General features: G+C 58.3%; 13 protein-coding genes. 4 read left to right on the forward strand and 9 right to left on the reverse strand.

Going from position 1 to position 15,098, the window contains the following annotated elements; genetic code table 11:
- The first annotated feature begins 7 nt into the window (after positions 1-7).
- Both ADM64_RS00350 and ADM64_RS00355 read left to right on the forward strand, forming a co-directional pair.
- Positions 8-760, forward strand: a complete 753-nt coding sequence (locus tag ADM64_RS00350; protein ID WP_049172269.1) for a LysR family transcriptional regulator — start codon at positions 8-10, stop codon at positions 758-760.
- Between the two features lie 64 nt (positions 761-824).
- Positions 825-1,457: a GNAT family N-acetyltransferase gene (locus ADM64_RS00355; protein ID WP_016423177.1), complete on the forward strand. Its 633-nt coding sequence runs from the start codon at positions 825-827 to the stop codon at positions 1,455-1,457.
- A gap of 30 nt (positions 1,458-1,487) precedes the next feature.
- Here the strand turns inward: ADM64_RS00355 and ADM64_RS00360 are convergent, their stop codons facing one another.
- From ADM64_RS00360 to glpX, 5 genes are all read right to left on the reverse strand, one after another.
- Positions 1,488-3,086: an MDR family MFS transporter gene (locus tag ADM64_RS00360; protein ID WP_049172271.1), complete on the reverse strand. Its 1,599-nt coding sequence runs from the start codon at positions 3,084-3,086 to the stop codon at positions 1,488-1,490.
- Positions 3,076-3,771 carry a TetR/AcrR family transcriptional regulator gene (locus ADM64_RS00365; protein ID WP_049172273.1) on the reverse strand — a complete coding sequence of 232 codons (696 nt, stop codon included), beginning with the start codon at positions 3,769-3,771 and terminating at the stop codon, positions 3,076-3,078. The genes ADM64_RS00360 and ADM64_RS00365 overlap by 11 nt, the downstream gene beginning before the upstream one ends.
- A gap of 192 nt (positions 3,772-3,963) precedes the next feature.
- Positions 3,964-5,259: a TIGR01777 family oxidoreductase gene (locus ADM64_RS00370; protein WP_224783732.1), complete on the reverse strand. Its 1,296-nt coding sequence runs from the start codon at positions 5,257-5,259 to the stop codon at positions 3,964-3,966.
- 227 nt (positions 5,260-5,486) lie between these two features.
- Positions 5,487-6,887, reverse strand: a complete 1,401-nt coding sequence (locus ADM64_RS00375) for a class II fumarate hydratase (RefSeq protein WP_016423173.1) — start codon at positions 6,885-6,887, stop codon at positions 5,487-5,489.
- A gap of 163 nt (positions 6,888-7,050) precedes the next feature.
- On the reverse strand, positions 7,051-8,076 hold the full coding sequence (glpX, locus tag ADM64_RS00380; protein ID WP_005510610.1) for a class II fructose-bisphosphatase: 1,026 nt from the start codon (positions 8,074-8,076) through the stop codon (positions 7,051-7,053).
- 370 nt (positions 8,077-8,446) lie between these two features.
- Here glpX and ADM64_RS00385 point away from each other — a divergent pair, with 370 nt between their 5' ends.
- Positions 8,447-9,076 (forward strand): DUF4245 domain-containing protein, encoded by a 630-nt coding sequence (locus ADM64_RS00385; RefSeq protein WP_005510716.1) that lies wholly within the window; start codon positions 8,447-8,449, stop codon positions 9,074-9,076.
- A gap of 118 nt (positions 9,077-9,194) precedes the next feature.
- Here the strand turns inward: ADM64_RS00385 and ADM64_RS00390 are convergent, their stop codons facing one another.
- From ADM64_RS00390 to ADM64_RS00405, 4 genes are all read right to left on the reverse strand, one after another.
- A complete protein-coding gene (locus tag ADM64_RS00390; RefSeq protein ID WP_005510689.1) occupies positions 9,195-9,485 on the reverse strand; it encodes an exodeoxyribonuclease VII small subunit in 291 nt (96 codons plus the stop codon).
- Between the two features lie 61 nt (positions 9,486-9,546).
- On the reverse strand, positions 9,547-10,782 hold the full coding sequence (xseA, locus tag ADM64_RS00395; RefSeq protein ID WP_005510622.1) for an exodeoxyribonuclease VII large subunit: 1,236 nt from the start codon (positions 10,780-10,782) through the stop codon (positions 9,547-9,549).
- Positions 10,783-10,889: 107 nt separating this feature from the next.
- Positions 10,890-12,044, reverse strand: a complete 1,155-nt coding sequence (locus ADM64_RS00400) for a DUF6542 domain-containing protein (protein WP_016423169.1) — start codon at positions 12,042-12,044, stop codon at positions 10,890-10,892.
- Positions 12,045-12,124: 80 nt separating this feature from the next.
- Complete coding sequence (locus ADM64_RS00405; RefSeq protein ID WP_049172279.1) at positions 12,125-13,675, reverse strand: AI-2E family transporter; 1,551 nt, start codon at positions 13,673-13,675, stop codon at positions 12,125-12,127.
- Between the two features lie 94 nt (positions 13,676-13,769).
- Here ADM64_RS00405 and ychF point away from each other — a divergent pair, with 94 nt between their 5' ends.
- Complete coding sequence (gene ychF / locus ADM64_RS00410; protein ID WP_042389448.1) at positions 13,770-14,849, forward strand: redox-regulated ATPase YchF; 1,080 nt, start codon at positions 13,770-13,772, stop codon at positions 14,847-14,849.
- Positions 14,850-15,098 lie beyond the last annotated feature (249 nt).

Genomic DNA, 15,098 nt, shown 5'->3' on the forward strand with positions numbered 1-15,098 from the left:
GCGGAGTATGTCGACTCCTGAACCCGCCGTCCTGCGCATCGTGTTCGCCACCGGCACCAGTCCCGAGAAGTGGTTTCGCCGCTTTAGGGATCGAATTCCGGCAACACTGCACACCCACGCCGCCGACGATCCGATGTCCGACCTGGTCGGCGGCGCCGCTGACATGGCGCTGGTTCGGTTAGAGTCCGAAAGCTCGCTGCCCGAGTCGCTCCATCGCATCCGGCTTTACGACGAAGCCTGGGGCGTGGCCTTCGAGAAAGAGCACGTGTTCTCCCTCACAGAGTCCGTGCCGGAGGAGCTGTTGGCGGACGAAACTGTGCTGTTGACCTCCGTGGATCCGGATGAGCTGCGACAGATGCTGCCCGTTGCGGCCACTGGTGCAGGTGTCGTGGTGGGACCTCGCACGATTTTGAAGGCGCTGTCGAAGAAGGCGGTGGCCTCATCGAACTTGGTGGCCGAGGAAGGCGCCACGGAACCGCTGTCTCGGACAGCTATTTGGTTGGTATGGCCGAAAGTAGAGGACGACGAGCTCCGGCAGGAGTTCGTCGGCATTGTCCAGGGGCGCAGGGAGGGCTCGACGCGCACGCAGTTGGGGCGCAAGAAGGCTGATGAAGCTCCAAAGAAGTTGTCGGCCCGAGAAAAGACGCTTGCTAAGCAAGCCCGCCGGCAGCGCGCTGGGGCCGTCGTAAAGCATGCGCGTAGTAGCCGTAGCGGGCGTCGAAGCAGCGGTGGAAGCGGTCGACCGCGCAGGCGAAAGTAATCTTTTTACAATATTTTTGCCGTTTCGTTCGACGTGCGCGGAAAAATTAGCCACACTTGTAGTTATGGCTGAAAAGAAGCGCGATTTCACGATTCGAATGATGCGTGAAGAGGACTATCCACAGATCCAAGAGATCTACGAGATTGGCCTGGATACGGGGCACGCGTCCTGGGAGCACTCCGCTCCCGAGTGGGACGAATTCATCGCACTCAAACGAGTGGATTTGTGTTACGTCGCCGTCGACGCAGAAAACCCGGACAAGATTCTGGCTTGGGCATCGGCAGCGCCGGTATCCAAGCGCCCGATTTTCAATGGCGTCATCGAAGACTCCATCTACGTCCATCCTGACGGGCAGGGCATGGGGCTGGCGGCGACGCTGCTGCAGAAGCTTATCGACGATGCCACGGAGCTCGACTGCTGGTCGATTCACTCGTGGGTCTTCCCGGAGAATGTGGGATCGTTAAAGCTGCATCGAAAGCTCGGCTTCCGTGAAGTGGGGATTTACCACCACATGGCAAAGATGACCTACGGCCCAATGGCGGGGCAGTGGCGCGATGTCATTATTTTGGAAAAGCTCCTGGAAAAGCCAGAGGAGCGCGCACTGAAGCGCGTCCAGGAAGAAGCAGAAGCCGCCGGTGAGCCGAACCGTCCGATTCTGGACAAGCTCGACCGCGCCGACGGCCAGGTGGGGGCATAGCTGCCGGGAGCCGCGGCTCCCGCGAATTAATTATTCGACGGTTTCCTTCAACGGATCCTCGCGAACAAAGAACACAATGATTGCTGCCAGAATAATCACTGGCATTAGTACCAAGAAGATCGGCGTCAAACCATCGTTGTAGCTGGAGATCAGCGCTTCATGGATTGGCGCCGGCATGCTATCCAGCACATGCGGCGTCAGTGAACCAATCGACTTAGAGGAAAAGCCCTCCGGGCCCATCTGCTTTGCGAACTCTGCTGCAGCCTCCGGTGATGCGGCCTTGATCTGTTCGACAGCAGCCGGAACGCGTTCGCCTGCCAGGTCCTTCATGCGGTGGATGAAAATCGAACCCACAATGGAGGAACCGACCGCACCACCAATCTGGCGGAAGAAGTTATTCGCAGCGGTAGCGGTACCGACCATCGCGACCGGGAAGGAGTTCTGCACGATGAGAACTAGAACCTGCATGCCGGTGCCCAGGCCGAAGCCCATGATGAACAGGTACACACCAACCTGCCACAGCGGGGTGGTGGTCTCCAGCGTGGACAGCAAGTAGAGGGAGACAGCCATAATCATCAGGCCGACGAAGGGGTAGAAGCGATACTTACCAGTCCGCGAAATAATCTGGCCAACGCCAATTGAGGTGAGCAGCATGCCGACCATCATCGGCGTCATCATCAAACCTGCAGCGGTCGGTGACATTGAGTGCACCATCTGCAGGTAGGTCGGAATATAGGCCATAGTGCCGAACATCGCGATACCCAGAATGAGACCCGACACAGTCGTGAGCACGAAGTTCCGGTTATTAAACAAGTGCGTCGGAATCAGTGGGTTGGAAACGCGAGTCTCGGTGAGGAAGAACAGCACCCAGGAAACGACAGAGGCAACGATAAGCGAGATGATGACCCCGGAGTTCCAGTCGTACTGTGTACCGCCCCACGTGGTGGTGAGAATTAGCGTCGAGGCAGCGGCAGTCAAGAACATCGTGCCGATGTAGTCGAAGTTTCCTTCACTCTGGCGTCGGGGCAGCTTCAGGAAGGCCGCAGCTGCCGATAGTGCAACCACGCCCATCGGGACGTTGATCCACAGGCCCCAGCGCCAGCCCGGGCCGTCGGTGAACCAGCCTCCCAGCACTGGTCCCAGCACGGAACTCAGACCGAACACAGCACCCATGATGCCCATGTACTTACCGCGCTGGCGTGCGGGAATAACCTCGGCCAGGATGGCCTGTGAGGAAACCATCAATGTACCGCCAGCAAATCCCTGAAAAGCGCGGGCGGCGATGAGCAGGCTCATGGAGTTGGTGATTGCACCCATGACGGAACCGACCATGAACAGCGCGATGCCCATCATGAACAGGCCCTTGCGCCCAATCATGTCACCGAGCTTGCCGACAATCGGCATTGCCACAGTCTGTGCCAACAGGAATGCAGAAATAACCCACGACATGTGGTCAACTCCGCCGAGCTCGCCGACGATGGTCGGCAGGGCAGTGGCGAAAATCATCTGCCCCAGCGAGCTCATCAGCATAGTGAGAATGAGCGCGAAGAAAATGATTCCCAAGTGGGACTTGTTGTCAGAAACCGTGGTGTCGGTTTGATCTTGAGCAGTGGTGTTGCTAGCTGTCACTATTCCTCCTCCAGAAATTTTTAACGACGTCGGCGGCGTCGTGAAGCGGTGTATCTGTTGTGAATTCGTCCCGATGAGCCGATGAGTACAGCACGCATTCGCGGACGAAACCGACCGACAGTGCTACCTCGTGCCCGACGGGCAGCTCGGGGTGCGTGCGCGACTGTGGATTCATCTCGAAATAGCGCTCAAAGGCAGAACGGACGCGGCGCATTGAGTTGCCAAAATTCGAAATGACAACCGTCGATAGCTTTGGCTCATTGCGCAAAATCTCGCGGATACGCTCCTTGAGCAGACGGTGAAACTCTTCGGTTGCCCCCAGCTCTTTATATCGGAGTAGCTGGGATTGCTGCTTTTTCTCGATGAAATCGAGCATGTCCGCGATGGGGTCTTGGTGAATTTGGGCGAGGAATACCTCTTCATCGTCAGCATCGAATGACATGATGCCGTTGCCGAAGATGGCTTGATCCTTGGAGTCGAAGTAATTGAAGAATGTGCGTCGACTGATATTGACCCGCTGACAGATGTCTTCGATGTTGACTTGGTCGTATCCGCGATCCAACACAAGGGCGGTCGCGGCATCGGCCAAAGCGCAGTGTGTTTGAAACCTTTTGAGCTCCCGGAGACCGCACTCGGGGTGTTGGCCCGGATCCAATCTGTGATAGGTATTCTCATCAATTTGCACGAGGTGCAAAGTTACACCTAGTGCAATGTGATGGCAAGTTGATGAGTCAACAGGTGTTTAAGTACCTATGCAGAGAGCATCTTTGGGTTGTTCAGGATGCCGTGGACTCAGGCGCAGGGGTCGGGTTGTTGATAGTCGCAACGCGCCATTCAATTACACAACCTTCGTGTTTTGTGTAGGCACGGTGGAAGGCTACCTCTCCTTCAATAGCTCGTGGCGCAGGGCGTCGTTAAGCGAAGTGAAGCGGAACCTGTGCCCCGCCTTTTGCAGCGCTGCTGCCTCTACTCTCTGATTCGCGAGAGCCAACTCCGCAGCACCGCGTTTGCCCAGCAGTACTGCAGGCCCCAGTGAAGGAATCGGAACCGCCGTCGGGCGGTGCAAGACCTCTCCCAATACCCTCGTGAACTCCGCATTATTCACTCCGAAAGCCAGTGGCACCACCGCATTGACAGGTCCGGCAAGGCCGGAATCTGCCAACGACCGGTGATAGATGTCCAACAGGTCGTCCAAAGCAATCCACGGGAACCACTGCTCGCCCGACCCCAATCTGCCTCCAAGCCCGGTGAACACCACGCCCGCTAGTAGCGGCAAGAGACCGCCGCCACCAGCAAGCACGAGACCAGTGCGGACGTTTACGACCCGCTTGCCTGCATCGCGAGCGGGATCCCATGCATTTTCCCAATCGCGCACAATAGCCGAGAGACTGTCCGCGGCGGCGCTGCCGTCGTAACGCTGCGCTTCCGCGCCAGGGCCAGCGTCCTCGGTGAGCACCTCTGGGCCACGATCCGCACCGTAGAACCCCACCGCCGACGCTCCAACCGCGACCTTCACGCTGTCAGTAGATGCAACGAGCTTTGCCAGAGCTCGCGTTGGTTCGACACGGGAATGGCGAACCTTTCGAAGATGCGCCTCCGTGAAGCGCCCCGCAATCGGTGCGCCGGCCAGATGGATGACCGCGTCGACTCCCTCCAGCAAGTCAGCTGCGGGTGCCGCAGTATCCCAATATCGCTTGTCCACACCCGTCTGTTCACGTGAGCGCACCAGCAAAATCACCTCATGTCCGGCCGTGGTCAGTAGCGCGCGCAGCTGCGTTCCGACGGTCCCCGTAGCTCCACTGATCGCCACTGTCAGCGGCTCCGGCACATGCCCCAAATACTCCGAAAGCCTATCGACGGCCGCAAGGTCGCCAGCAACCTTCGTAGCACGGTAGGCGAACATCGAATCCAACCCGGGTACCGGAACCTTGGTGTCAACGGTGTCCTCTAAAACCGTGCCAGCGCTGCCGTCGCCAAGCGGAGTATCGGAGAGAACGTGGGTGTGCTTCCACCCCGTGATGCGGCGAAAGGGCTCGCTGGTGACTTCGTCAATGAATCTCTGGCCGGGGAGGAAACCGGCCGGGTCGTGACGTGCAATCCATTTGAGGCCAGCCGGCATGGAGAATACGGTCGTGCCGTCGGCGAGGTTGGCGGATTCGGATTTCGGTGACATCGGGAGAAGCCCCGGTGTTAGGCGGGTGACAGCGCCTGGGCGGGAGAACCACTCGGCGACGCAACGGCGAGGAAATGCGATGGTGTGGCGATAGGTGGGAATAGTTAGTCACTCTCTGAAACTTGTCCGACGTTAAGGAAAAATAGTAGACCCCGAAGTCTTTCAGCGAAGTGAGACTACGGGGTCTTATGCGTAAGGTGCTCTCACACCTTCGAGTTCAGAAAGAACTAGTCACGATCAGTGTTGGCCATTGCCAGCACGTCGAGGCGCTTGTCCAGCTCTTCCTCGGTCAGCTTCTCGCCGTCGACGAAGCCCATGTCGATAACAGTCTGACGGATGGTCTTACCTTCCTTCAGAGCAGTCTTAGCGACCTTAGCTGCGTTCTCGTAGCCGATGGCGGAGTTCAGCGGGGTCACAATCGACGGGGAGGACTCAGCCAGAGTCTTCATACGCTCAACGTTCGGCTCGATGCCGTCCACCAGCTTCTCGGCGAAGACGCGTGCGGTGTTCGCCAGCAGCTTAGCGGACTCCAGCACGTTACGTGCCATGACCGGGATGAAGACGTTCAGCTCGAATGCGCCGTTAGCGCCAGCAAACTCAACAGCGGTGTCGTTGCCCAGAACCTGCGCTGCGACCTGGGTGGCAGTCTCGCACAGAACCGGGTTGACCTTACCCGGCATGATGGAGGAACCCGGCTGCAGATCCGGCAGGTGAATCTCAGCAAGGCCGGTCAGCGGGCCGGAGCCCATCCAGCGAATGTCGTTAGCGATCTTGTTCAGGGAGACTGCGACGGTGCGCATAGCGCCGGAGAATTCGACCAGGGCATCGCGGTTAGCCTGAGCCTCGAAGTGGTTCTGAGCCTCGCGCAGCTCCTTGATGCCGGTCAGTTCGACGAGCTCAGCGGTGACCTTGGCACCGAAGTCCGCCGGGGTGTTCAGGCCGGTGCCAACAGCGGTACCACCGATTGGCAGCTCGCCCAGACGCGGCAGGGTGGCCTCGATGCGCTCAATGCCAGCCTCAATCTGGCGAGCGTAACCCGAGAACTCCTGACCCAGGGTCACCGGGACAGCGTCCATCAGGTGAGTGCGGCCGGACTTAACAACGGTCTCCCATTCCTTGGCCTTCTTAGCCAGGGACTCCTGCAGAACCTTCAGTCCCGGGACGAGGTCCTTGACAGCTGCCTCGGTTGCTGCGACGTGAGTGGCAGTCGGGAAGGTGTCGTTGGAAGACTGACCCATGTTGACGTGGTCATTCGGGTGAACCTCAACGCCGTTGGCCTTTGCGATGGACGCAATGACTTCGTTGGTGTTCATGTTGGAAGAAGTGCCCGAACCGGTCTGGAAGACGTCAATCGGGAACTCAGCATCGTGCTTGCCTTCGGCAATTTCCTTGGCAGCGGCGACGATGGCATCTGCCTGCTCAGCAGACAGCAGGCCGCGCTCCTTGTTGACGATGGCGCAAGCTGCCTTCAGCAGACCCATAGCGCGAATCTGTGCAGACTCCAGCGGACGGCCGGAAATCGGGAAGTTCTCAACTGCACGCTGAGTCTGTGCGCGCCACAGGGCGTTAACCGGAACCTTAACCTCGCCCATGGTGTCGTGCTCGATGCGGAACTGCTGCTCTGTCATTCGTTGCCTCTTTCAGTTAGGGGAACTTGAGTGCGCGCAGAACGACCCCTCATTGCGCATGCAATTTTCATGCGATGCAGAACCGTTAGCGCATTCGTCTTCAAGTATGAATCAGTTTGTTAAAAAAGTGGTGCCCTGAGGGCACCACTAAAGGGGTAGTTACTTACAGATCGATGTCAGGCATCTCGCCCTTGCCGTAGTCGATGCTGGCGTACTTGCGCAGCTTCTCCAGGGAGTGGAAAGCCTCGATGCGACGAATGGTGCCGGACTTGGAGCGCATAACCAGCGAGCGGGTCCACGCGCCGTTACCGCGGTAAGCGACACCGCGCAGCATGTCACCGTTGGTGACACCAGTGGCAACGAAGTAGCAGTTGTCGGATGCGACCAGGTCATCGGTGGTCAGAACACGAGAAAGATCGTGCCCAGCGTCGAGAGCCTTCTTAATTTCGGCCTCATCGCGCGGGTGCAGTTTGCCCTGGATTTCGCCGCCCATACACTTCATGGCGCATGCGGTGATGACACCTTCTGGGGTGCCGCCGACGCCCATCATGATATCGACCGAGTTCGTGTTCTGAGCTGCGGCAACAGCGCCAGCAACGTCACCATCGCCAATCAGTCGAACCTTGGCGCCAGCTTCGCGGATGTCACGAATCATGTCAGCGTGGCGCGGGCGATCCAGCACGACAACAGTGACATCTTCCGGACGCAGCCCCTTGGCCTTAGCAACGACCTTGATGTTGTGCTCAACTGGAGCCTCGATGTCAATCTTGCCGGCAGCCTCCGGGCCAACAGCAATCTTATCCATGTAGAACACAGCCGACGGGTCGTACATGGAGCCGCGGTCTGCAGCAGCAAGAACAGCGATAGAGTTCGGGCGGCCCTCTGCCATCAGAGTCGTGCCGTCAATCGGGTCAACCGCGATGTCAACGGCCGGGCCTTGGCCGTTGCCGACCTTTTCGCCGTTGAACAGCATCGGGGCTTCGTCCTTTTCGCCCTCGCCAATAACAACGACACCGTTCATAGCCACGGTGTTGATGAGCTGACGCATGGCATCGACGGCAGCGCCGTCGCCCTTTTCCTTCTGACCACGACCGACCCACTGACCAGCTGCCAGTGCAGCGGACTCAGTAACTCGGACGAGCTCCATCGCAAGGTTGCGATCTGGTGCTTCAGGATTCGAGGCGTTCATTGACTTCTGGCCCTTCCGTGGTTTTTGAGAACTCTTTTGAGGTTTGAGAATGTGCTGGGAGACGCCACGCCAGGAAACTGGGGTTTAGCGTTGCAACAATTTCTATTGATTGATGTTTGGCGCATCAGTTTTAGCGCCTTTGCATCTGTTACTAGTGTTCCACCTTTTTGGTGTTCGGGGGTGGACGCAGCGCCAAAGTGGGGGGAGTTTCAGGGCTAAACCCCCACATCACGCGGTTATCAAAAGTTTGTTCCGGTGTCAGTTCGCTTGACGACGTCGACAGCGTCCGTCATCAAGTATTGCTAGCTGCAGCTGTGCGGGTGCGAATGATGACTAGGTTCGTTGCGGGGCCTTTGGCATACTTGAGCGCGTGGCGAATGAGAAACCTAGGATTTTGCAGGACAGTCGAGACATGATTCTCACCCTCGTGGTGATGTTTCTTGCGGTGGCTGTCACCATTGGCTTTACCGGCCTGTGCAGTTTTAACCCCGGGAAGCCGGAAAACGGTCCGGTGCACGAAGTCGATGCTGCCCCATTCGTGAACGTGGAGGCTCGGCGCGTGGACTATCCAGTTCGCCTGCCGAAGGTGCCTGAGGGCTGGACTTCAAACTCGACCCGCGCGGGTATGGCGGCGGGGAAGCAGACGACCATTATTGGCTATGTCACCGCTAGCGGAGCATTCATTCAGGTCACGCAAACAGATGCGGAAGCAGGTCAGCTGCCGGATGATGGTAAGAACCGTCTCCGGGACGGTACTACTGACGTGGAAGGTACAACCTGGACTAAGTATGAGCCGGCTGAGGACAACGTGCGTCGCGTATGGGTTGGGGACCTCGGTGACTCCCGCGCAATTATCGAGGGCACTGCCAACGACGAGGAGTTCACACAGTTGGCGGCGGCTATGCAGAAGGCCGAGCCAATCGATCCGGACGCGACAATGCCGGATTCGTCACAGCCGCAGCCGACTGCGTCCGAGATGCCGTCGGCACCAGCAAAGTAGGCCGAGTCGAGCACTCACCTGGAGTGGTAATCCCGACTAGAGCCATAAAATAGCTGAACTCAGCTATCAGCGAAGAGACGAGAAACGATATGAACCGACGATCGTTTCTCGTCTCTTTTTAGTCCTCATCGCCCACATTCTCGGCAGAAGCCGAGACATCCTGATTCTTGCTGGCCAAGGCGGCTTCAACCTTTGCCCGGGCGCCAGCCAAATGCTCCTCGCAGCGGCGGGCCAGCGCCTCGCCTCGCTCCCACAGCGCCAGGGATTCATCCAGGCTCATCTGTCCGAGTTCTAGGAGCTTGACGGTCTCGACCAGCGCATCTCGAGCCTGCTCGTAGCTCAGGTTCTCCACCGGTACCTGTTCCTCCGAAGAGGGAGCCTGACCCGCGCCGAAAACATTGTCATTCATTAGCGAATACGTCCTTCACATTTAGTAGTTAAAGCTTCAAGGTTGGAAAAGTCATTGCTTACTAATTCGCCGGCTTCGTAGCTAGCGTCGCTGCAGAGATGGAGCCGTCACTGACGCGAATTCGCAGTTGGGAACCCATCGGAGCATCTGCAATAGAGGTCACAATCTGTGGTTCCGGCTGAGTAGCCGATTGTGCCTGCACGATGGCATAGCCGCGAGCGAGTGTGGCAGAGGGGCCAAGTGCTGAAACCTTGCCGCGCAATCCCGATACCACTGCCTCCTCGCGTTCCAGACTGCGGTGGATGAGAAAACGCAGCCGATCCACTTGCGCCGTGACAAACTCTTCACGCACGCGGATGGGAGTGAGCGGATCGCGCAGTACCGGCCGCGACGTTAAATCCCTCAGAGTAGCTACTTCACGGTCAACCCATCGCCGCAGGGATGCCGAGGAGCGCTCACGCAGCTGTGCAATGAGGCGTCGTTCCTCAGCAGCATCGGGCACTGTTTTCTTTGCTGCATCCGTCGGTGTGGCAGCACGTAAATCAGCGACGTAATCCAACAGCGGAGTATCCGGCTCGTGCCCGATTGCAGAAACCATCGGTGTTGTCGCCTTACTCACCGCACGAATCAGAGCCTCATCTGAAAAAGGCAGCAAATCTTCGACACTGCCACCGCCACGGGCGACGATGATGACATCAACCTCCGGATCGGCGTCGAGCTGTGCAAGCGCCTCAATAATCTCCGGAACAGCCTTGGCGCCCTGCACAATTGTGTTGATTACCCGGAAATCCACTTCGGGCCAGCGGGCACCCGCGACCGAAAGCACATCGCGTTCAGCCGCCGAACCGCGACCAGTAATCAACCCGATCTTGTTGGGGAGGTAGGGCAGAGGGCGTTTCAGCCGTGGATCAAAAAGTCCTTCCGCCGCTAGCGCCTGGCGCAGCTGTTCCAGCCGCGCCAATAGTTGCCCCAACCCCACGGGCCTCCACTCCGTAGCCCACAGGGAAAACTGCCCCCGCCCGGCATAAAACGCAGGCTTGCCCAAAACCACTACGCGGTCGCCGTTGCGCAACGGATTATTGCGCAGAGCCGCCGTAGAACAAGTCACCGACACCGAAAACTCCGCGGAGGTGTCACGCAGAGTGATGTAAGAGAGCTTCCAGCTCGGCTTGGAGTTGACCTGGGCGATTTCCCCCTCTACCCAAATCTGTCCAAGGCGCTCAATGTAGTCCTTGACTAACTGGTTCAGGCGTCGAACCTGAACCGGTTTCTCGGCCGACGTTTCCAATTTCGACATACATCAACACTTACACGATGGTGCGGATCGCCCTGCTAATAAACGCACGTTGCCCACAGGCTAAATCTGCCTGTGGGCAACTGTGACGGTAAAAGTGCAAGCCCGAGCTACTTGCGGTAACGAGACCTGCTATCGCGCCCGGTTATGCGTTCCTGGCGAGGGCGCTGCTGTCGCGGTGGCCACTCCTCGGTGCGACGGTGGTTGCTCCCCGGGCGTGCGGGACTCTGTTGAGGCTTTTCGGACCGAGACTCCGGCGAAGACTGTTCTCCCCACATCCGTGCCGTTCCTGCCGCTTGACGACGGGGAAACTCCTGCGTTGGCCGCTGCGGTGCGTTTGGCCGTTCAATCGGACGACGAGGCTGCTGTCTAGTCGAGTTCGGCGAAGTGGAATCCTGAGTGAACTGCGCCTGTCCCGGATGCGGGCGAGACTGCCAACGGGATGTTGGCTGCTGGGCCCGCTGTGCGAAATTCGAGCGCTGCTGGGCGCGCTCCCCAGAGCGGTCAACTGGTCGCTCACGCAGTTGCTCGGCGTTGCGCGATGCCGAGCTGGCGCTCGCTGCCGGTCGGGCACCAGAACGAGAAGTCTCCTGCCGAGAGCGTGCAGCCTGCTGGCGCGCCTGGCGGCGAGCTTCGGCATCTCGGATAATGTCCGCAGCGGGACGTCGTGAAGCAGGGCGTTCCTGAGAGCGAGAAGCTACGCGGCGATCAGATTCGGCGAGACGACGGCGCACCTGAGAGCTGGATTCGACAGCGGCTTCGTCACGATGCTGGCGCTGTTTAGCGGCCTTGCGCTGGGTGTTGAGGGATTTCTCCTGGGTGCGGGTGATTTCGAGGTAACGCCATACTGCGATGATGACACAGATGATCATCAAGATCAGCAGCCACGGGAACTGCTGGATGATGGGATATGCCGAGGTCACCAGGCGAGCGCGTTTAGAGGTCGTCGCGGTCGCGCCACCATTTTCGGGATCGGCGAGAGAACCGGTAAACCACGCTGTGAAAAACGTGACAAGCGCGAACAAAATGGGGATTTGAGCGACGGTAACTACCAGGCCGCGAGGAACCACCAACAGTGTTCCGGCGACAGCAGCCACGGCAAAAGCAATGAAGTAGGGCTTGCCAAGCGAACCGTTGGGAACAGAAAAGAGCAAACCAAAAACTCCGGCCAGAAGCATCAGCAACGGCGGCACAAACATTGGCACGCGTGGAAGCAGGGGTTTGTTCCCACTGCCTTTACGGGTTATTGCTGATCTGTTCGACACGAATGCGTATCCTACCGGTTATTAGTGATAAAAACGGGCAAGCCCGGTATAAGAGCCTGCCCGTGTCTTGGAATCTCGCCCTACTTGTTTTTCTTAGAGAAAGGCCCGGAGACGACTTCAGTGACCTTGTGGAAGGCCTTGGTCATCGTTCCCTCTTCCTGCTTGGTCGGACCAGCATCGGGGGAAACCTTACCGGCGGTGCGAGCATCTGCCTTCACAGCGCTCTCCGCGGAGCTGTCGGAGTCATCACTGCCCAGACGGAACGAAGCCAGTCGGTCGCGCATCGCACGGCCGGCAGCTTCAATCTGAATGCCGGAGATTGATCCGGCGTCCGTGGCGAACTCGATATCCTTTGCAGTCTTGTCGCCCGTACGCAAATCAGTGAGGTCGCCGAGGTAGCGGAACCAGACCGCGACGACTGCAGTGACCGGCACCGCCAGGAAGGCGCCGATGATGCCGAAGATACCGCCACCGAGTAGGACAACCAGCAGGACGATTGCGGCGTGCAGGTCCATAGCCTTGGACTGCAGAATCGGGGAGAGAATATTGCCCTCAATCTGCTGGACGGCAATGATGATGAGCAAGACAAAGATTGCTGTGGTCAGGCCGTTGGCAACAAGTGCGACAACCACCGCAATGAAGCCGGCGGTGAACGCACCGACAATAGGAATGAAGCCAGCGAAGAAAGTCACCACGGCCAGGACCATTGCCAGCGGCACATTCAAAATCGCAAGACCGGCACCGATGAAGACCGCGTCGATAAGCGAAACGATAGCCTGCGTGCGGATGTAACCCGACAGCGTGTTCCAGGAGCGGGTGAGCACCTCCGTGAGATGCCAGCCGAGGCGACGTCCAGTCAGGCGGCGGAGCCACGGCAGGAAGTCTTGGCCGTCCTTGATGAAGAAGAACGTCAGAACCAGCATTGCCATCAAGGTTACGGCGGCCGAGGAGACCACCGAGATGCCCTGGAAGACTGTGTTGGCGATATCGCCGGAGCGCTCCTGAAGCCATGTGGACCCCTGGTCCAGTGCGTCGAGAATCTGCTCATCCTTGACGTTAAATGGTGGAGCCTGAATGATGTTCTGGACTTCCTGAATGCCGTCGGTGAACTGGCGACGCAATTCTGGGAATTGCGACTGCACAGTCGGTGCGAGGAACGCGACAACGCCGCCAAGCAGCGCCAGCGCGCCTAGGATGACCGTCAGTGCGGAGAGTGCGCGGGGCCAGCGGTGCTTCATCAGGAACACGGCGGGCGGGGCCAGCACCGTGGAGACAATCAAAGCCAACAGAATCGGCAGAACGCCAGCCCAAATCTTTCCCAGAATCATAGCGCTGACGTACAGCGCCGCTGCGGTGATGAGGAAACGCAGGCACCAACCTGCGAACCATCGGGCGCCCTCGCCAATGACGTCGGCGCGGTCGATGGACTCGGAGTCATTTTCGCTCATAAGCTCATCGAGGTTTTCAGCATCTTCCGGCAGATCCGGTTGCGTTGCCGCTGACTTATGGGCGTCGGAGGGGATAGACAGAGACTGTTCTATCCGCAGAGGCTCCGATCCCATTACGTGATCGATAGCGTCTTTTTCGGACTGCGCAGTCCACTCTTCGCCTTCATTGGGTTTATTGCTCACGTATTCATTATGGGGGTTCGGAGGGGATAGGGGGCAACTTCACGAAGTTAGGGCGAGTTCAAATCTTTCTCCCCGAGCCCGTAAGATGAGCAATGTGAGTCTTACACTTGGAATCGTCGGTCTGCCCAATGTCGGAAAGTCAACCCTGTTTAACGCCTTGACACGCAACGATGTGCTGGCTGCGAATTATCCGTTCGCCACCATCGAGCCGAACGTCGGCGTTGTGGAGCTTCCCGATCCCCGTTTGAATAAGCTCGCCGAAATTTACGGCTCCGAGCGTATTCTTCCGGCTACGGTGTCGTTTGTGGACATCGCCGGCATCGTCAAGGGTGCATCGGAGGGCGAAGGTCTTGGTAACAAGTTCCTCGCCAACATCCGCGAGGCTGACGCTATCTGTCAGGTCGTCCGTGTCTTCAATGATGATGACGTTGTGCATGTCGACGGCAAGGTTGACCCGGCCTCTGACATCGGTGTGATTGAAACCGAGCTTATCCTGGCTGATATCCAGACTATTGAGAAGGCGCTGCCGCGTCTGGAAAAGGAAGCCAAGAAGGATAAGGAAAAGGTCGGTGAGGTTGAAGCCGTCAAGCAGGCTCTCGCTGTGCTGGAAGAGGGACGCACTCTCTTCGCAGCTTCCGATGACGTGAAGCTCTCCGCTCTGCGCGAGCTGCACTTGCTCACCGCAAAGCCGTTCCTCTACGTCTTCAACGCTGATGAGGAAGTGCTTGCCGACGAGAACCGCCGCGCGGATCTGGCCGCTGCTGTGGAACCGGCGGACTGTGTGTTCCTCGACGCCAAGGCTGAGTCGGACCTTCTGGAGCTGGATGAGGAATCCCGCAATGAGCTCCTGGCTGAAATTGGCCAGACCGAGCCGGGTCTGCATTCGCTTGCTCGCGCTGGTTTCCGCACTCTTGGTCTGCAGACTTACCTGACCGCTGGCCCGAAGGAGTCTCGCGCCTGGACCATTCCGAAGGGTGCTACGGCCCCGCAGGCTGCCGGCGTGATTCACACTGATTTCGAGCGTGGCTTCATTAAGGCTGAAATTGTGTCCTTCAATGACTTGGTTGAGGCCGGCTCAATCGCTGAAGCGAAGGCCAAGGGCAAGGTCCGCCAGGAGGGCAAGGACTACATCATGCACGACGGTGACGTGGTTGAATTCAAATTTAATGTGTAACGCGGAGCGTTAATGACGTTTCGCGTTATTGGGGGGGGAGGTTGAAGAGCGCTGTCTCTAACTCCGGTTTTCGTTCGGCCTCGGTCCATTCCGCTACCTCGTGTGTAGAATCTGCAAGCGGTATCGGGCCGTTGAACTATTAGGTTCACCCACAGTTCCCGTGCCTGCACGCATCGAGAAGGACCAGGTGGTGAACTCGAATGACTCGCCTGGTCCAACGTGTGTGCGCTCGGCGCGTGGTTTAACTCT

The organism is Corynebacterium sp. 401_CJEI, assembly GCF_001076435.1.
Classification (GTDB): domain Bacteria; phylum Actinomycetota; class Actinomycetes; order Mycobacteriales; family Mycobacteriaceae; genus Corynebacterium; species Corynebacterium jeikeium_D.